The organism is Sinorhizobium numidicum (assembly GCF_029892045.1).
Classification (GTDB): domain Bacteria; phylum Pseudomonadota; class Alphaproteobacteria; order Rhizobiales; family Rhizobiaceae; genus Sinorhizobium; species Sinorhizobium numidicum.
In genome coordinates this window covers 1,607,778-1,625,486 of the sequence record NZ_CP120367.1, presented here as the reverse complement: position 1 = coordinate 1,625,486, position 17,709 = coordinate 1,607,778, and the positions used below count along the sequence as shown (strand labels likewise).

General features: G+C 61.2%; 12 protein-coding genes and 1 pseudogene. 8 read left to right on the top strand and 5 right to left on the bottom strand.

From position 1 onward, the window contains the following. Window positions 1-194 precede the first annotated feature (194 nt). The 3 genes from PYH37_RS07760 to PYH37_RS07750 all read left to right on the top strand — a co-directional run bounded on the left by PYH37_RS07760 (window position 195) and on the right by PYH37_RS07750 (window position 4,599). Window positions 195-887 carry an adenylate/guanylate cyclase domain-containing protein gene (locus tag PYH37_RS07760; RefSeq protein WP_425336048.1) on the top strand — a complete coding sequence of 231 codons (693 nt, stop codon included), beginning with the start codon at window positions 195-197 and terminating at the stop codon, window positions 885-887. A 123-nt stretch (window positions 888-1,010) separates the two neighbouring features. After that, window positions 1,011-1,409: a DUF427 domain-containing protein gene (locus PYH37_RS07755; protein WP_280730850.1), complete on the top strand. Its 399-nt coding sequence runs from the start codon at window positions 1,011-1,013 to the stop codon at window positions 1,407-1,409. Between the two features lie 244 nt (window positions 1,410-1,653). After that, window positions 1,654-4,599, top strand: a complete 2,946-nt coding sequence (locus PYH37_RS07750) for a transketolase (protein WP_280730849.1) — start codon at window positions 1,654-1,656, stop codon at window positions 4,597-4,599. A gap of 139 nt (window positions 4,600-4,738) precedes the next feature. Here PYH37_RS07750 and PYH37_RS07745 read toward each other — a convergent pair whose 3' ends face one another. Beyond that, on the bottom strand, window positions 4,739-5,662 hold the full coding sequence (locus PYH37_RS07745) for a hydrogen peroxide-inducible genes activator (protein ID WP_280730848.1): 924 nt from the start codon (window positions 5,660-5,662) through the stop codon (window positions 4,739-4,741). Window positions 5,663-5,872: 210 nt separating this feature from the next. On the opposite strand from PYH37_RS07745, the gene katG reads away from it, so the two are divergent. Then, window positions 5,873-8,056: a catalase/peroxidase HPI gene (gene katG, locus PYH37_RS07740; protein WP_280730847.1), complete on the top strand. Its 2,184-nt coding sequence runs from the start codon at window positions 5,873-5,875 to the stop codon at window positions 8,054-8,056. Between the two features lie 59 nt (window positions 8,057-8,115). Here the strand turns inward: katG and PYH37_RS07735 are convergent, their stop codons facing one another. Next, the gene (locus PYH37_RS07735) at window positions 8,116-8,784 is read right to left on the bottom strand and encodes a DUF1326 domain-containing protein (protein ID WP_280730846.1); all 669 of its coding nucleotides are present in this window, start codon (window positions 8,782-8,784) and stop codon (window positions 8,116-8,118) included. Window positions 8,785-8,956: 172 nt separating this feature from the next. On the opposite strand from PYH37_RS07735, the gene PYH37_RS07730 reads away from it, so the two are divergent. After that, window positions 8,957-9,658, top strand: a complete 702-nt coding sequence (locus PYH37_RS07730) for a winged helix-turn-helix transcriptional regulator (RefSeq protein WP_280730845.1) — start codon at window positions 8,957-8,959, stop codon at window positions 9,656-9,658. Between the two features lie 374 nt (window positions 9,659-10,032). Here PYH37_RS07730 and PYH37_RS07725 read toward each other — a convergent pair whose 3' ends face one another. The 3 genes and pseudogenes from PYH37_RS07725 to PYH37_RS32200 all read right to left on the bottom strand — a co-directional run. Continuing rightward, window positions 10,033-10,950 (bottom strand): TrbL/VirB6 family protein, encoded by a 918-nt coding sequence (locus PYH37_RS07725; protein ID WP_280730844.1) that lies wholly within the window; start codon window positions 10,948-10,950, stop codon window positions 10,033-10,035. Window positions 10,951-11,008: 58 nt separating this feature from the next. After that, a complete protein-coding gene (locus PYH37_RS07720) occupies window positions 11,009-12,340 on the bottom strand; it encodes a coiled-coil domain-containing protein (RefSeq protein ID WP_280730843.1) in 1,332 nt (443 codons plus the stop codon). 90 nt (window positions 12,341-12,430) lie between these two features. Continuing rightward, window positions 12,431-12,703: pseudogene (locus PYH37_RS32200) on the bottom strand (polysaccharide biosynthesis/export family protein); the annotation flags it as partial. 677 nt (window positions 12,704-13,380) lie between these two features. On the opposite strand from PYH37_RS32200, the gene PYH37_RS07715 reads away from it, so the two are divergent. Genes PYH37_RS07715 through PYH37_RS07705 form a run of 3 tightly spaced genes read left to right on the top strand, consistent with a single transcriptional unit; the run spans window position 13,381 to window position 17,511 of the window. Beyond that, the gene (locus PYH37_RS07715; protein WP_280730842.1) at window positions 13,381-14,040 is read left to right on the top strand and encodes an ABC transporter ATP-binding protein; all 660 of its coding nucleotides are present in this window, start codon (window positions 13,381-13,383) and stop codon (window positions 14,038-14,040) included. After that, window positions 14,037-16,445, top strand: coding sequence for an ABC transporter permease (locus tag PYH37_RS07710; RefSeq protein ID WP_280730841.1), 2,409 nt, complete (start codon window positions 14,037-14,039; stop codon window positions 16,443-16,445). Before PYH37_RS07715 ends, PYH37_RS07710 begins: the two co-directional genes overlap by 4 nt. Then, on the top strand, window positions 16,435-17,511 hold the full coding sequence (locus PYH37_RS07705) for a lipocalin-like domain-containing protein (RefSeq protein ID WP_280730840.1): 1,077 nt from the start codon (window positions 16,435-16,437) through the stop codon (window positions 17,509-17,511). Before PYH37_RS07710 ends, PYH37_RS07705 begins: the two co-directional genes overlap by 11 nt. Window positions 17,512-17,709: the final 198 nt, after the last annotated feature.

The following is a 17,709-nucleotide window of genomic DNA, read 5'->3' as shown; positions in this document are numbered from 1 at the left end:
CCGGAACCGGCCGGTTGCAGCCGACAACGTGGAGTGGAATGTTCTGACGACGCGGTTCCAGTTGCAAAGCAACTGCAGGCTTTTCGAGAGATTTTCTGGCCCAGATGTGCGAAAATCGCGGAGCGACACGCAAACAGGGCGGCGGCAACATGTCGTTTTCTCAATCCAGGATTTGCAAGGGCTGCTGGGAGCAGATGCGTCTCCCAGTGCCTCTGCGCGGACCGGCTTCCATTCCCTTCCGCGCCTTTGGCATCCGCCCGAGCCGGATGAATCCGAACACCTGCACGATTTGCGAACTCATGTTCACACGCGTGATGAAAGCCCGCAAGATCACCGTTGACGTGTCTGTGCTTTTTGCAGATCTGAGGGGCTATACGACGCTTTCGCAGTCGCTTTCGGCCGACACTGTCTCGTCGCTGCTGGATGATTTCTACGATGAATGTGCCACAGCCATTTGGGAATTCGACGGCCTTCTTAACAAGACGGTGGGGGACGCGATCATGGCAATATTCAACTTTCCGATCCCCCATCAGGACCATGCCGAACGGGCTGTGCTCGCTGCGCGGGAGATCCAGCGCCGCTGCCAATTGCGTCGTGAACTTCACGTGGCTGAAGGTGCCGGCCTGGATGGAAGTGAACTCGGCGTGGGTATCGGCATCGACTCCGGCGAGGCCAGTTTCGGAGAGTTCGGCCGATCGCATCGCGACCTGACTGCCATTGGAACGGTTGTGAATACTGCCGCTCGCGCCCAGTCCGTTGCTGAGGCGGGGCGGATTCTCGTCACCAGTGCCGTTTGCGAGCGGGCGCAGAGCCAAACCGCCGAAAGCAAGGGCCGGGAATACCACCTGAAGGGCTTTGAGAAGCCGATCGAGCTTTACGCAATCTGAGCATCGTCCAGCAGATCATTAACTCGCAGGTCAGGTGCGGCGTGCGTGACCAACTGCCGCCCCTTGGAAGCGGGAGGCATGACCCTATGTAAGGACGGTGCAATCTTCCGAAGGCGATCGCTCATGTCAGACAAGCCGATCAAAATTCCTGGGCCCGATCATCCGATCACCATCGATCACAATCCAGCGCGCGTCGTCGTCAAGCTCGGCGGCCGCGTCGTTGCCGACACGCGCGACGCGCTCACATTGCGCGAGGCGTCCTACCCGCCGGTACAATATATTCCCCGCAAGGACGTCGACATGTCGCTGCTTGCCCGCACCGATCATGCGACGCATTGCCCCTACAAGGGCGATGCTTCCTATTACAGCATCACACACGGTGGCGAGCGCTCGAAGAACGCCATCTGGACCTATGAAAACCCGCATGCGGCGGTACGTGAAATCAAGGACCACATGGCGTTCTATCCGGATCGGGTGGATTCGATCGAGGAATTGCAGGCGCCTGAGCCCGGCGAGTTCTAACCGCCCGACGAGACAGCGCACGAGAGCTTTCAGCGACACGCGGTCTTCGGTTCACATCCGCTAAGCGGTAGTGCGGTTCACGAGACTTTTGCCGCGCCGCCCGCCACGCCAGTACTCGGTGTTGAGGGTCGGTTCGGCTATCATGACGCAAGATCATATTTGGGTGACGCGCGGATCAGACCGCGGCGGCGTGAGTTTGTATGAGTCGAGGCGAGGGAGGGCGAACTTCGAAAGGAGATCTGGCATGAACCGGATGACCGAGCTTAGCGCTCACGGCCAGAGCTGTTGGATGGACGACCTGACCCGGCGCATGATTACAAGCGGCGAACTTGCGCAGCGGGTCGAACAAGGCCTGCGCGGAATTACATCCAATCCCGCCATCTTCGAGAAGGCGATGGCCGAGGGCACCGACTACGACAGCGACATTGCGCGGGCGGCGGCGGCAGGACACTCCACCCAGGAAATCTATGAAGACCTGATCACCACGGATGTGCGAAACGCCTGCGACATCTTGCGGCCCGTCTACGACCAGTCGGTTGGAGCTGACGGTTTCGTCAGTCTCGAGGTTTCGCCGCATCTGGCGCACGCCACGCAGGCATCCATCGACGAAGCCCGACGGCTGTGGGCGCTCGTCGATCGTCCGAACCTGTTCATCAAGATTCCCGGTACCGCCGCCGGTGTTCCCGCGATCGAGCAACTACTTTTCGAGGGCATCAATATCAACATCACGCTCCTGTTCTCGATTGCGGGCTACGAGGCCGTCGCAGACGCCTACATGCGGGCGCTCGAGCGCCGCCTGGATGCCGGTCAGCCGATTGCCAGCGTTGCCTCGGTCGCCAGCTTCTTCCTGAGCCGCATCGACGTTCTCGTCGATGAGCTGCTTCAGCATCGGACGGTGCCCGATGCAGGCGCCGGGGACGGGTTTAATCCGGAGCAGCTCCTCGGCAGGGCGGCGAACGCCAACGCCAAGCTCGCCTATCAGCGGTTCAAACGCACCCTTGCGAGCGACCGGTGGAAAGCGCTCGCAGACAAGGGAGCGCGCGTGCAGCGGATGCTGTGGGCCAGCACGAGCACAAAGAATCCCGTCTACCACGATCTCATGTATGTCGAGCCGCTGATCGGCCCATTCACCGTCAACACCATGCCGAAAAAGACGATCGCGGCCTTGCTCGACCACGGCATGATCAAGGAGACCGTGGAGCACGGGATCGACGAGGCCAAAGAGGTGATGGCCGATCTCGAGCGTGCCGGCGTGAAGTTCGATCAGGTAACGGCGCAGCTCGAGAATGAGGGCGTCGAAAAGTTCATCAGACCCTTCGATTCGCTGATGCGGCAGCTCGCGGCGAAGCGCGACCAACATCTCGAGCCCGTGGATCTTCAATCCCTGGAGGATATGGCTCGCAAGCTGCGCCATCTGGTGATCCGGATGACGACCGAGGCTGGATCGGGACATCCGACGTCATGCATGTCCTGCGCCGATCTTCTGGCGGCCCTGTTCTTCCACGAGATGCGCTGGGATCCGAGCGACCCCACGGCGCCAAACGTGGACAAATTCGTGCTGTCCAAGGGACATGCCGCGCCGATTCTCTGGGCCGCCCTATACGAGGCCGGAGCGATCGCCGAAGATCCAATGTCGCTGCGCCGGATCGACAGCACCCTCGAAGGGCATCCGACGCCGCTCAATCCCTGGGTCCAGGTCGCAACCGGATCGCTCGGGCAGGGGCTCTCGGCGGCCAATGGAATGGCAGCGGCCAATCGCCTGGATAAGATCGATGCCAGGATCTATTGCCTGCTCGGCGACGGCGAGTGCTCGGAAGGCTCAGTATGGGAAGCGGCGCAGTTTGCCGCCCTCAACGGGTTGTCGAATCTGGTGGCCATCGTCGATGTTAATGGTCTGGGCCAGAGCGGGCCGGCGCCCTACCACCACGACACCGGTGTGTTGGCACGACGTTTCGCGGCATTTGGCTGGCGCACGCTCGAGGTTGATGGCCACAATATGGCATCGATCGTCGGCGCGCTCCATTCCGCCCGCGAGGGAGGCCCTACTGCGATCATCGCGCGCACGGTGAAAGGCAAGGGCGTGTCGGTCCTGGAGGGGGCGAGTGGCTGGCATGGCAAGCCACTTGATTTTGAGCACATGCAGGCCGCGCTCGCCGAACTGGGCGACACAGGGATCGGCCTGCGGGTGGAATCCCGCCGGTCCGGGCAATATTCCCCGGCGCAGGCTCCGGCGACGTCGCGACGGATCAAAGTCCAGTATCGCCCCGGCGAACAGGTCGCGACACGACAGGCGTATGGAAAGGCGCTGGAGAAGCTCGGCGCCCTGATGCCTGACATCGTCGCCCTCGACGGCGACGTCGTGAACTCAACCGGGGCCGAGGGCTTTGCCAAGAAGTTTCCGGAGCGGTTCTTCCAATCCTTTATCGCCGAGCAGAACATGGTCGGAACCGCACTCGGACTAGCGGCTTCGGGCAAGGTCCCCTATGCCGCGACGTTCGCCTGTTTCCTCACCCGCGCGTACGACTTCATCCGGATGGCGCAATACAGCCGGCCGCGCCATCTCGTACTGTGCGGCAGCCATGCCGGGGTTTCCATTGGCGAGGACGGCCCTTCGCAGATGGGGCTCGAGGACATAGCGATGTTTCGCGCGCTGATCGACAGTATCGTTCTCTATCCGTCCGATGCGGTCAGCGCCGAGCGCTTGACGGAAGCCGCGGCGCATGCCGAGGGTATAGTCTATATCCGGACCACACGGCCGAAGACAGCCGTGATCTATCCCAACGATGAAGACTTCCCCATCGGCGGCAGCAAAACGCTGCATTCATCGAACGAGGACCGACTGACGATCGTCGCGGCAGGAATTACCCTGCATGAGGCGCTTGCGGCGCACGATAGCCTCGAGCGGAAGGGGATCAGAACCCGCATCATCGATGCCTACTCGGTCAAGCCTATCGATAAAGAGACCCTAACTGCGGCGGCGCGTGAGACCGCACGAGTTCTCGTCGTCGAGGATCACGCAGTCGATGGCGGCCTTGCCGACGCGGTTTCGGCGGCGGTCGGCTCGGCTGCAGCGGTGCATCGATTGGGGATCGTGAAACTGCCGCGATCCGGCAAGAAGGAGGAGTTGCTCGACCGGCACAGCATCTCGCGCCGGTCGATCGAGCAGAAGGCACTGGAGATCGCTGATTGAGACCGGGAGCTCCACGGTTCCTGGCCGAGTAAACCTCCGGCCGAGTGCGCAGCTTTCGTGCACCGTGTAGGAGGTGGAAGGAGACTAGCTTTGGCAGAAGGAAAAACTCACGGCAGCCAATTATGTTGACATCGTCCGTCTATGGCCTGTCCACGGACGACATATGTTCGCGCATGGCGTCGGCCGACCGGCGAACCACCTCAGAAATCTGCAGGAGTTGTTTGAGCAACGGCGTCGAATTGCGCCAAATCATTCCTATTGTACGCGAGGGCTGGGGAGGCTGAAATCGAGAGATCGAAACCTGCGCTGAGCGCGTTTCGACGGCCACCGCCATCTCCGGGATCAACGTTATACCGATACCGGCACTTACCATCTGGACCAACGTGGATAGAGAGCTACCTTCCATGACTTCCCGGGGTCGCCTCGAACCGATTCTGCAGAACGACAAAGCTTGATCGCGAAAACAGTGCCCTTCCTCGAGCAGAAGCAATCGCATTTCGCGAAGGGCCTCGCGTTCGGGTACCGGCTCGCACGCGTCGTCGCGTCGTCGGACCAGCACGAATTCCTCCTCAAATAACTTGAGCTCGGTCAAAGAGGGTTCCGATACAGGCAACGCAACAATTGCCATATCTAAATCGCCCTCCGCTAGTTCTTGAATCAACTTTGCAGTTTGCGTCTCACGCACCTGTATTTGAATACCCTCAAACGTTCTGTTCAAATCGTTTATGATGGCTGGTAGCAGGTAGGGCGCAATCGTTGGAATGATACCGATGCGCAGACGCGTCAGGAACGGATTTCGGGAAGCACGGGCCACGTCTCCCAGTTCATCCACAGCACGAAGGATGTCGCGGACGCGTAGCGCGAACGTCTGACCGAAGACGGTCAGTTTCACTTCACGCGCGCTACGTTCAAAGAGGTCGTTGCCCAATTCTTCTTCGAGTTCTTTGATTTGCATTGATAATGCTGGTTGAGAGATCGCACAGGCGTCAGCTGCGAGCCGGAAGCGACCATGTCGTGCCAAAGCCTCGAAATAACGAAGCTGTTTCAGTGTGAGATTTTTCATAATTTCAGCTTATCGCAGCGATCAGTAAATCCAACTTAAATTTATGAAGTGCTTCCGGTATGAAGGAATGTAGGGGAGGATGCGCGTCGACCTTTGTCTCTGGCTCAACAAGGCAGGAGGCCACACTCTGAAATAGCGCAACTGAACCAAGCGGTCCCAGACAATGCTCCGTTTTGAATGGCAGACATATGAAGCAACAAGGAGAAGATTATGGACAAGGAAACTGACAGCGCGAGCAAATGTCCCGTCGCACATACCCATACGGCCCGAAGCGGCCGATCGAACCGCGACTGGTGGCCTCACCAACTGAACGTCCAGATTCTTCACCAGCAGTCTGGTCTCGCCGATCCGATGGGCAAGGCGTTCAACTACGCCGAGGAGTTCAAGAAACTCGATCTCGACGCCCTGAAGAAAGATCTTCATGCACTGATGACGGATTCGCAGGAATGGTGGCCGGCCGACTTCGGTCACTACGGCGGCCTGTTCATTCGCATGGCCTGGCACAGCGCCGGCACCTATCGCATCACCGATGGCCGCGGCGGCGCCGGCGCCGGCCAGCAGCGTTTTGCGCCGCTCAACAGCTGGCCGGACAACGCCAACCTCGACAAGGCCCGCCGCCTGCTGTGGCCGATCAAGCAGAAATACGGCAACAAGATCTCCTGGGCCGACCTGATGATCCTCACGGGCAATGTCGCCTTGGAATCCATGGGCTTCAAGACCTTCGGTTTCGCCGGCGGCCGTGCCGATGTGTGGGAGCCCGAGGAACTGTTCTGGGGGCCGGAAGGCACGTGGTTGGGCGACGAGCGCTATAGCGGCGAACGCGAGTTGGCAGAGCCGCTCGGCGCCGTACAGATGGGTCTTATCTACGTCAATCCGGAAGGTCCGAACGGCAATCCCGATCCCGTCGCCGCCGCACGCGACATTCGCGAAACCTTCGCCCGCATGGCGATGAACGACGAAGAGACCGTGGCGCTGATCGCCGGCGGTCATACCTTCGGCAAGACCCATGGCGCCGGCGATCCGTCGCTGATCGGCGCGGAGCCGGAAGGCGGCGCGATCGAGGATCAGGGTCTTGGCTGGAAGAGCACGTTCGGTACCGGCATCGGCCCGGACACCATCACGGGAGGTCCGGAGGTGACCTGGACGCAGACGCCGACCCGGTGGAGTAACCATTTCTTCGAGAACCTGTTCAACTACGAGTGGGAACTGACCAAGAGCCCGGCCGGCGTGCATCAGTGGAAGGCGAAGGATGCCGACGCTTCCATTCCGGACGCCTATGACGCGTCGAAGAAGCATCTTCCGACCATGCTGACCACCGACCTGTCGCTCCGCTTCGATCCGGCTTACGAAAAGATCTCGCGCCGCTTCCTCGAAAACCCAGACCAGTTCGCCGATGCCTTCGCCCGCGCATGGTTCAAGTTGACCCACCGCGACATGGGTCCGAAGGTTCGTTATCTCGGTCCGGAAGTCCCGGCCGAAGACCTGATCTGGCAGGACGTGATCCCGGCCGTCGACCACAAGCTGGTGGATGAGAAGGACGTCGCCGACCTCAAGGCCAAGGTCCTCGCCTCCGGCCTCTCGGTGCAGGAACTGGTCTCGACCGCCTGGGCTTCGGCCTCGACCTTCCGCGGCTCCGACAAGCGCGGCGGCGCCAATGGTGCGCGCATCCGCCTCGAGCCGCAGAAGGATTGGGAAGTCAACCAGCCGGCGCAGCTGGCCAAGGTGCTGGGCGTGCTCGAAGGCATCCAGAAGAACTTCAACGCCGCCCAGACCGGCGGCAAGAAGATCTCGCTGGCCGACCTGATCGTCCTCGGCGGCGCTGCTGGCGTCGAGAAAGCGGCAAAGGCTGGCGGCCTGGACATCACCGTGCCGTTCACGCCAGGCCGCATGGATGCCTCGCAGGAGCAGACCGACGCTGCTTCCTTCGCCGCGCTCAAACCGCGCGCCGACGGTTTCCGCAACTATCTCGGCGGCCGGCAGTTCATGAAGCCGGAAGAGGCTCTGGTGGATCGCGCCCAGCTGCTGACACTGACCGGACCGGAAATGACCGTTCTCGTTGGCGGCCTGCGTGTGCTGAAGGCGGGCGAGCCTGAGCATGGCGTCTTCACTTCCCGTCCCGAGGTGCTGACGAACGACTTCTTCGTCAACCTGCTCGACATGGGCACGCAGTGGTCTCCCATTGCTGGCAACGATGGCGTTTACGAGGGGCGCGACCGCAAGACGAACGAAGTCAAGTGGACCGGTACCCGCGTCGACCTGATCTTCGGTTCACACTCGCAGCTTCGAGCCCTGGCGGAAGTCTATGCCTCGCTCGACGCGAAAGAGAAGTTTGTGAAAGACTTCGTTGCAGCGTGGACCAAAGTAATGAACGCCGATCGATTTGACCTTGTCTAATCGGCAAAACCTTGCTTGGACGTGGCTTTTAGCCACGTCCAAGCATCCTGAATGCGGACTCATGGACCAAGCCACGCTGTGAGTCTTGATCTTTCGCGCACCATGCCATCCTGATTGAAGTGGTGAATACAAAAGTGCGCCCAAGTACCTTCGAACGCCATCTCCATATCGCCAGTGACCGATGTGCTGCCTAGTCCGAGTTCCGCGTAGGTAAACTCGAAACTGCCGCTCGGACGCGCAATCGCAATATGAAACGGTTCACCATTGAACTCGTTGATCTTCGGGCTCGCCCTACTTCTCAATATGCTTGGTATTTCGACCCTGGCGGTGCGCCTTTCCAGGTCGGCCACCAGCTCGATCGGCAAGAACAAAGTCTCGCAAAACTCGGAACAGGTCGACGCGAAAACAGAGAACAAATTGCTCAATGGCTCGCAGGCCCTGCCTGAGATTATTGTTTCCAGGGCGCTCCCCTGTGTTTCGTCCGCTCGTGCATCTATGACGATCTGACGTTTGCCGTTTCCGTCTTTGATTTCTCCAGGCCATTTGTACAGCGCCGCCCAGTTCAATCCTGTAAGCGGCGTCTCGTTGAAATGGCCTTCGACGATGTGGCCGATGAAGGCCGACTGACAATAGCCGTGGGTGCTCGGCAGATTGAACTGGCAGCCGCAATTGATCTCGCAATTGCAGTTATCGTAGGTTTCGCTCTTGAATACCCATTGGTCCGCCATTCCCGTGATCCTCCTATCCTTGAGCGCCGATGTTGGCGCAACCCTCAGGGATCTGACACCAAGGAGAGGGCCGGCTCTAGTTCAGGAATTGAAGTGTCCCGGTATAGAAACTGAACTGGCCGGGAGCTGCCACCTGCCGTAGAGTAAGGTGAACCTAGAGAGGAGGTTCATCATGACACAAGCCAGCTATGGACAGTTCTGTCCGGTAGCCATGGCTGCCGAAGTGCTGTGCACGCGCTGGACGGTGGTGCTCTTGCGCGAACTGGTGGCCGGCTCGACCCGCTTCAACGATCTGCGCCGCGGCGTGCCGCGCATGTCGCCGGCGCTCCTAGTCAAGCGGCTACGTGATCTCGAGGAGGCCGGCATCGTCCGTCGTGTTGCTTCGCGGACCGAACCGGGAATTTTGGAGTATCAGCTAACGCCCGCCGGACGGGAGTTAAAACCGGTGATCGAGGCAATCGGCATATGGGGCCAGCACTGGTTCGAGGCCGATGTCTCGCTGCAACATCTCGATCCATCGCTGTTGATGTGGGACATGCGCCGCAATCTCGATCCCACGCCGTTGCCGCCGCGGCGCAGCGTGATTCATTTCCTGTACCCCGAACTGCCGGCCGCTCGCCGGCAGTGGTGGCTTCTCGTCGAGCCCGGCGCTGAGGTGGATCTCTGCCCGGTCGATCCCGGCTTCGATGTCGACCTTTACGTCACCACCGACCTGCGCACCATGACGGCGATCTGGATGGGGCTGACAACTGTCAGCAAGGCGATGAGCGACGGTAAGCTCGTGCTCACCGGCGATCGTCAAATCGCCAGCCGCATGCAGACCTGGCTCGGCTTGAGCCCCTTTGCGGCGGAAAAGAAGCTGGCTTCTGCGTAGCGTTTGGCACAGCTGATCGCTGCGGCGGCCGTGTCGGGCGATCTTCCCAGCCTGGTGGAGAAGTCGAGACCGTGTGCGGAGTGCCGTGCTTCTGGCCGTTCCAACCTGAGGTAATCGACGGACATGTGTTCGCACCGAAGGCAAAGCAGAAGGGCGCTCGACCCTTTCGGGGAGCGCCCTTTCAACCCGGAGAATGCGAGCGTCGCCAGACATATGTCAGCGCAGAACGATCCTCGATACGGGTGATGGCCCATATATGGAATTGTCTACGACTGTTTCAAGGAGCCGGGGAACCAAGCGGCGGCTGCTCTCGTTCGGCATTCTCGCCAGCGGACGGGTTCTTGGGACGGCAGTCATGTGGACGAATGGACCGGCTAAACCACCGCGATGACCCTGCCTAACGAGTCGAGGTGGCACCTGATTCGCGCCTGACGGATCTCGATGCCGCCCTGCCCTGCATAGTCTATGCGCACCGCAAGCGACGCCGTGAGCGCGCCGCGGCGATTCCGGTGCAGAGGGCCGGCACTTGCCGCGCGCACACGCACGGCGCCAAGGGGCGACGCAGCCGACGCTATTGCTTGGCGGCAGACGCGAACCACGGCGCGTGGGGTACCCGGAATTGCTGCAGTTGGCGCCGGCAAGCGCGAGGGGTAGTCCCGACTGTCGCTTTCGGCGCGCCCGGCTTTTGACGGCCAAAGGTTACGCGGCAGGAAGACCGATGGTCGTGCGCCCTTTGCGGGAGCAATGCCGGCGATCGAGCTGGCACCACCGCCACCTCCTAGTGATCCGGAGCCTGCGGCCGAACCTCCTAAAGCACCGCCCGAACTAGTGTTCGCTCCCGCTCTCCTCGACGACATGCCTCCCAAACGAGAGCCCGCCGATTTGCCGCCCCTCGCACCCTGGACGTTGCCGCTGGCCCGAACGCCTGATCCCGCATTCCTGCCGACCGAGGCTCGAGCTTTTGCTCCGCCTGTGCCGCGGACGCCGGCGGAAATCCCTGCCGAGACGCCATTCTTGCCGGCCCCCACACGAGCACCGACCCCGACACCGCCGACTTTGCCCCCGGCGCCAATGCTTGATCCCGCATTCCTGCCGACGGAGGCTCCAGTTTTTGCTCCGCTTACTCCTCCGACGCCCGCGGAAATCCCTGCCGAGGCGCCATTCTTGCCAGCCCCCACACTAGCACCGACCCCAATACCGCCGACTTTGGCACCGACGCTGAGGCCAAGAGCCGAGGCCGGCCCGATCGCAACTGCGATCAACAATGTGGTGGCAGCTAGATACGTGCGCATCCTCCGTCCCTCATCTTTGGACAAAGCAAACCTCGAAAAAGTTCCCTTTACACCTTCCTTACCAACGGCCACGCGCCCGCGACCGCTTGGGGAGCAGCGCGTCGGGGAGCGCAATCGTCACCGATCGAACGGCCGGCGTTGGCTTGCGGACCTTCACCCTGCGAATCTCCCGCGACCCCGAATCACGGACCGATCGGGCACCTGTCCGTACAGCGGCCTTTGAACGTTCACTTGCGCGATTAACGGCGCGCGCCTTCGGTACATGCTCGGTATCCTCCATGCGGCGCTCAGTTCGGGCTTTGAGGCTTTCATTTTTCTTACGCGCCGCCGCAGGGTCGCGGCGATTGGCCCGCTCGCGCTCGTTCTCCAACGCCGTGCGCTGCACCGCTAAGACCCGGGTCAATTCCTCTTTTGCCGCGTCGCGTTCCCGGCGAGCAGTGTCGAGATCGCGCGCGAGCGACCTTCCCTTCTCGAGCTCCAATGCGAGCGCTTCGCCAGCCCGTATTGCCGCAGCCTCGGCAACCTTTCGAGCCTGCACCGCGGCAGCCTGCTCTGCCGCGGCCAGATTGGCGCGCGCCTCCAGGGCAGCGGTCGATTGGCGGGCTACGGCGAGATCGCGGTCGTAGGCTCCAAGCTTGTGCCGCTCCTCATCAAGCGCTCGTTTCGCATCGGCCAGCGACACCTCCGCAGCGTGTCGCTCTCTGAGCGCGGCCGCCTTTGCTCGCATTGCTCCAGCGGCTTTGGCCTTCAAATCTTCCATCTCGCGCAGAACCAACGTCAGATCGCGAGCAAGTCCTTCGGCTCTTTGGCGCTGCTTTTCCAGGGCTCGTTCTTGTTCAGCCGTCGTATCGGCAACTCTTCGCGCCTGCGCGCCAGCGTCGTCGGCGGCGCGCCGCATCGCATCAAGCTCCCTCCTGGCCGCCGCCAGATCCCGGCGCAGAATTTCCTCACGCTCACCACCGAGGATTTGCGCATCGCTCTTGGTTGCGTCGACGTCCTTGCGCGCCGCGAGGAGTTTTTGCTCCAGTGCGGCGCTCTTGGCGCGTTCGCGCGCGGCCATCTCATCAGCCTCGTTGACCGCGGCTTCCGCAGCCTCCCTCGCTTGCACCGCCGCACTCGCTGCCTGCTCGAGTTGAACGCTCATGGCTTTGAGATCGGCCCACGCAGCACTGAGTTCCTGCGTTAAGGTGGCGCTCAGTTGATGCTCCGCCGCGAGGCCCTGTTTGTACCGCAAAACATCGTTTTGAGCGGCCTGACGCGCCGCACCCACTTCTCGACGAGCTGCTTCGAGCTCCATCCGAGCGGCCGTCAGGTCACGAAGCAAAGCTTCCACCCTGGACCGTTCTCGTTCCAGAGCTTGCGAGAGCTCCGTCGCCGAAAGTTCTACCATGCGCGGTTGCTCCGCTGGCGGGCGCCCCTCGACACGCTTGCCCAATGACTGCTCTTCTGGCGCCGGCGTTCCTCGTTGGACAGTCGTGACCGGACGTTCCTGGCTGCCGCTTCTGGCTTGCAAGCGGTCGGCTATCAACTTCGCCGGTTCCCCCGCACGTAGACCTGCCGCTGGCAGGCGCCCGAATTCGGGAATTTCGAGCGTCCCAGCTGTCCCGATCGTAAAAACGTCGTGAAGCAGCGCCGCCTCGGCTACGCCGCCAAACAAGGCGTACCATCCCGAAATGCGTATTTCGACGGCGTCTTGCGGGGCAAGTCTGTCGTCCGTTGCCGACTGACTTATTGCGGGAGATGCAAGCAGCATGACGAGGCAGAATGGAATGGAGCAGAGGGTCGCACTAGCTGACCCCTGCCGAGTGAGATGCCACGGAACTGCCGTGGTTCGGCCGTCCCTACAGGGGAATGCAGGGCTGTTGCACGTCGGCCCGGACTTACGATCCATGACTGATCCTCCGGCCAGCCGCGACTGGCACGAAAGTCATGCGCGCGCAGCGCTGATGATCATCAAGCATACCGCTCAGTGTAGCACGGCTAGTTCGTAGCGGTGCGCTTCACATAGGGTTAGGGGCATCCGCCAATTTGATTAATTCGTCCTCATTACCTAACTTTCTAGGCTGAGCCGACGTCGTATTCGAGAGTCCGCAAAAGAACGAGCGCATCGGCACCAGAGCGAGCCCCGCAATGCTCTCTGCGATCGCCAGAACAGTGAGCCGATTGCCTCCATCGAGCTTCGTGCGGACGACGGACGCGTGCTACCGGATTGGGCGCATCGAGGTGCGGCGGCCGCCGGCCAGCGTTCACCAGCACGGCGTACGGTGCTCGTTTCGAACGATACGTCCCGGACGAAGACAGTCGTCGGTAGCTGTGTGATCATCGTCGCGTGTTTTAAGCTGGCCGCAAATACGATTTTTCATCAACATTCTATCCGGCTGACGGGCGCTGGATTTGGGCTCGTCGCATGCCTAAATGAAGTGAGGATCGATGGTTCTGTCGCTAAGGTCGGTAAGCAAATACTACGAAACAGCAGAAGGGCCCCTAACCGTCCTGAGAAACATCGATCTGGACCTGGGCACCGGTGAGAGCCTAGCTCTGACTGGCGAGTCTGGCAGCGGCAAAAGTACGTTGCTGCATCTGGTCTCGGGTCTGGACAGACCTGATGAAGGCCGAATTGAGGTCGGAGGCCGCGTTGTTTCCGAGCTTGACGATCGGGGCAGGGCGGCATTGCGCCGTGATGTCGTCGGTATCGTCTTTCAGCAATTCAACCTCATCCCCTCGCTTAACGTCGCGTCAAACCTCGGCTTCCATGCGGCGCTCGCCGGCCGCTCTAACCCTGCCTGGGAAAAGCAGCTGTCCGAAAGGCTCGGGCTGACTCCCTTGCTTGATCGCTATCCCGAGCAGCTTTCAGTCGGGCAGCAGCAGCGTGTCGCCATCGGAAGAACGCTGGCGGCGAGACCATCGCTCATCCTTGCCGACGAGCCGACCGGCAATCTCGACGAGACCAACGGCGACGCCGTGATGGCGCTGATGCTTGAGCTCATTGCGGAGACGGGCGCTGCGCTGCTGATGGTGACTCATTCCACGCGGCTGGCGGCTCGGCTTGACCGGCAGGTGAAGTTGACAGCAGGGCGGATCGTCACATGATCTCAGCCGGCTTCCGCGCGCTGCTGTCGCATTGGCGCAGACGTCCCTTGCAATTGGCTATGCTCCTGCTCGGCCTCTGCCTTGCAACGGCGCTGTGGTCGGGCGTGCAGGCGATCAACGCGGAAGCGCGTGCGAGCTATGACCGGGCCGCCGCCCTGCTGGGACAGGACCGTTACGACCAGTTGGTTCCGCTGACAGGAGAGGAGCTCAGCCAGGAGGTCTTCGTCAGATTGAGGCGTGCGGGCTGGAAGGTATCGCCCGTCATCGAGGGCGAGTGGAGGGTCGGAACCAGACGCATCCACCTCATTGGTATGGATCCGGTCACCCTGCCTAAGGGAGTGACAGCCACAACCTTGGGAGATGAGGCCGACCTGCTGGCATTCATCACCCCGCCCGGGTTGGTCTACGCTGCTCCATCGACGGTCGCCGAACTGAAGGTGACCGCTACGCCGCCACTAAGAGCCAGCCCTGATCTCCTCCCCGGTACTGCCGTCGCCGACATAGGGATTGCACAGGGTCTGCTCGGCAAGCCAATGGCGATCTCTCGGCTTATCGTCTCACCGGATCAACCGATGGGACGAGCCGATCTCACGGAGGTCGCACCGGAACTGGTGCTTAAGAAGCCGGATACGCAAGCAGACCTCGGCCGTCTTACCGACAGCTTTCACCTCAACTTGACGGCGTTCGGCTTCCTTGCCTTCGTCGTCGGTCTCTTCATCGTCTACTCGACGATCGGGCTGGCGTTCGAACAGCGGCGGCCGACGTTCAGGACGCTGCGGTCCCTGGGTATCCCGGCAGGAACTCTTATGGCATTGCTCGTCACTGAGCTCCTGACATTGGCAGTGGTCTCCGGTCTGATCGGGGTCGCACTCGGGTATCTTCTCGCCACTTTCCTCATGCCGGGGGTGGCCACCACGCTTCGTAGCCTCTATGGGGCAAGCGTCGAAGGCGCGCTTGCCTTCAGGACTGGCTGGGTTGCAAGCGGAATGGCAATCGCCGCAGGCGGCACCTTGCTCTCGGCGGCGCAGAGCCTTTGGCAGATCTCGCGCATGCCGCTTCTCGCACCGGCGCAGCCGCGGGCATGGGCAAGAGCCTCGCAGCGGTTCCTCGTGGCCCAGTCGGCGGTGGCGTTGGTTTTCCTTCTATTGGCGATGGCGCTGGCGAATTGGGGAAGCGGGCTCATCATGGGCTTCAGCGTGCTGGCGTTTCTATTGCTGGGTGCGGCCCTCCTATTGCCTGGTTTGCTGGACCTGCTTCTGGGACTCGCGTCCCGCGTCGTCGTACGTCCCGTACCAACATGGTTCTTGGCGGATACGCGCCAACAAATCCCTGGCTTGGCGCTGGCGCTCATGGCGCTGCTGATCGCGCTTTCCGCCAATGTCGGGGTTGGAACGATGGTCGCGAGCTTCAGATATACCTTCACTGGCTGGCTGGATCAGCGGCTCGCATCGGAGCTCTATGTCACGGCACGCTCGGAAGACGAGGCAACAAGATTGGCAGAATGGCTTGGCCCGCGGGCAACGGCGGTCCTTCCCATCTGGAACACGGAAGGTGAGATCGAAGGGCAGCCTGGACAGGTTTATGGAGTCCTCGACCACAGGACGTACCGCGATAACTGGCCGCTCCTCGAAGCAACGCCCGATGCGTGGGATCAAATTGGCCGCGGCGAGGCCGCGCTCGTGAACGAGCAGCTGGTTCGTCGCAACCGGCTCACACTGGGCGATACGGTCGTGCTGCCGGGCGGCTGGAGTGTGCGGATCGTCGGCATCTATTCCGACTACGGCAACCCGATCGGGCAGGCACTCGTCAGCCTTGATGCTCTCACACGACATTACCCCAACGTCCCGCGTTTAAGGTTCGGCGTGAGGATCCCAGCTGGTAATGTGCAGGCGTTGAAGCGAGAGCTCACTGATGAATTCGGGCTGCGGTCCGCCAATGTTGTCGATCAGGCGAGCCTTAAGCGCCGTTCCATGGAAATATTCGAGCAGACCTTCTCGATCACCGCAGCCCTTAACGTGCTGACCCTTGGAGTAGCGGGCGTCGCGCTCTTCGCAAGCATGACGACGCTTTCCGGAATGAGACTGCCGCAGCTTGCCCCGGTCTGGGCGATGGGTTTGACCAGACGGCATCTTGTGAAGCTGGAGCTCTGGCGCACGATGATGCTGGTGACGATCACGCTCACGCTGGCGGTGCCGGTCGGCATCTCGCTCGCCTGGGTTCTTCTGGCGGTCGTGAATGTCGAGGCTTTCGGTTGGCGGTTGCCGCTGCGCTTGTTTCCGGCCGACTGGCTTCGCCTCGGCGGCTTTGCGGTCCTGGCTGCTGTAGTTTCCGTCGCCGTGCCCCTTCGGCAACTGTCGAAGGTGACGCCCTCGACGCTTCTCAAGGTTTTCGCCAATGAACGTTAGATCGCCTACAGTGTTCGCTGTTTTCTTGAGCCTTGTCGCGGGTGGGTCGGCACACGCGCAGGGCTTCGCGGGGCTCGGCACCCAGGCCGCGGAGGGGTTCGCCCTGCCGAAGCCGGGTGTGCCGTTCGAGTTTCCAAAAGATCACGGCCCGCATCCCGAGTTTCGAATTGAATGGTGGTACGTGACCGCCAACCTCAAAGGCTCCGACGGCAGGGACTATGGAGCACAGTGGACCCTGTTCCGGTCGGCCGCGGCGCCGCGTGAGGGAGAGGGCTGGTCAAGCCCGCAGGTCTGGATGGGTAACGCTGCCCTTACCACGCCCGAGCGCCAGTTCTCCGCGGAGCGCCTCGCACGCGGCGGTGTCGGTCAGGCAGGTGTCTCGGCAGCCCCCTTTTCAGCGTGGATTGACGAGTGGCAACTGAGGGCGAGCCAATCGCCATCAAACGACGATCAGCTTTCGCATTTGGAAATGTCGGCCTCCGGAACGGATTTTCGCTATCGGCTCGATCTGCAAGCGAAAGGTCCGATCGTTTCCCATGGTGACAATGGCTATTCAGTAAAATCGGCCGCCGGTCAGGCGAGTTACTATTACTCGCAGCCGTTTTTCACCGTTTCTGGCGAACTTGAGGCCGCCGGCAAGAAAGTCACTGTGGCCGGAAAAGCATGGCTGGATCGGGAGTGGTCGAGCCAGCCGCTGGCGGCCAATCAGACCGGTTGGGAGTGGTTCTCCCTGCATTTCGACAACGGAGAAAAGATGATGGGCTTCCGCCTGCGTGACGACAAGGGCGGAGGTTTTACATCGGGCACCTGGATCTTCGCGAGTGGCAGACCTACGCCGTTTTCTCCCAACGAGCTCAAGGTGACGCCCGGATCAAGCGCCGCGGTTGCTGGCAGGGAGATCCCCGTCGTTTGGCGTATCGAGCTCCCGGCCAGGGGTCTGGACGTGACGGTAACAGCTCTCAACAATGCGGCTTGGGTGACGAGCCAGTTTCCCTATTGGGAGGGTCCTGTCCGAATATCCGGATCCGCGTCCGGTATCGGTTATCTGGAGATGACCGGCTATTAACTGTGGCAACTACCTGTCCGTGGCGCGAGGAGGAGCCATGGCTTTTATGATTGAGGGCGGAAGGGACGCCTCAGCATTTGGCGACGTTCTATAACGTATGCAATTGATCGATATCGGCTGGCTGGTTCTTTGCTTCGATGACGAGGCTGTCATTGACGGGAACGACTGCATTACCGTTTCTCCCGCGGAAATGACCCG

Coding starts and splice junctions, on each gene's coding strand:
- PYH37_RS07725 (WP_280730844.1), bottom strand. CDS start 10,950: ATGCGCACGTATCTAGCTGCCACCACATTGTTGATCGCAGTTGCGATC.
- katG (WP_280730847.1), top strand. CDS start 5,873: ATGGACAAGGAAACTGACAGCGCGAGCAAATGTCCCGTCGCACATACC.
- PYH37_RS07710 (WP_280730841.1), top strand. CDS start 14,037: ATGATCTCAGCCGGCTTCCGCGCGCTGCTGTCGCATTGGCGCAGACGT.
- PYH37_RS07720 (WP_280730843.1), bottom strand. CDS start 12,340: ATGGTAGAACTTTCGGCGACGGAGCTCTCGCAAGCTCTGGAACGAGAA.
- PYH37_RS07715 (WP_280730842.1), top strand. CDS start 13,381: ATGGTTCTGTCGCTAAGGTCGGTAAGCAAATACTACGAAACAGCAGAA.
- PYH37_RS07730 (WP_280730845.1), top strand. CDS start 8,957: ATGACACAAGCCAGCTATGGACAGTTCTGTCCGGTAGCCATGGCTGCC.
- PYH37_RS07705 (WP_280730840.1), top strand. CDS start 16,435: ATGAACGTTAGATCGCCTACAGTGTTCGCTGTTTTCTTGAGCCTTGTC.
- PYH37_RS07760 (WP_425336048.1), top strand. CDS start 195: ATGCGTCTCCCAGTGCCTCTGCGCGGACCGGCTTCCATTCCCTTCCGC.
- PYH37_RS07750 (WP_280730849.1), top strand. CDS start 1,654: ATGAACCGGATGACCGAGCTTAGCGCTCACGGCCAGAGCTGTTGGATG.
- PYH37_RS07745 (WP_280730848.1), bottom strand. CDS start 5,662: ATGAAAAATCTCACACTGAAACAGCTTCGTTATTTCGAGGCTTTGGCA.
- PYH37_RS07735 (WP_280730846.1), bottom strand. CDS start 8,784: ATGGCGGACCAATGGGTATTCAAGAGCGAAACCTACGATAACTGCAAT.
- PYH37_RS07755 (WP_280730850.1), top strand. CDS start 1,011: ATGTCAGACAAGCCGATCAAAATTCCTGGGCCCGATCATCCGATCACC.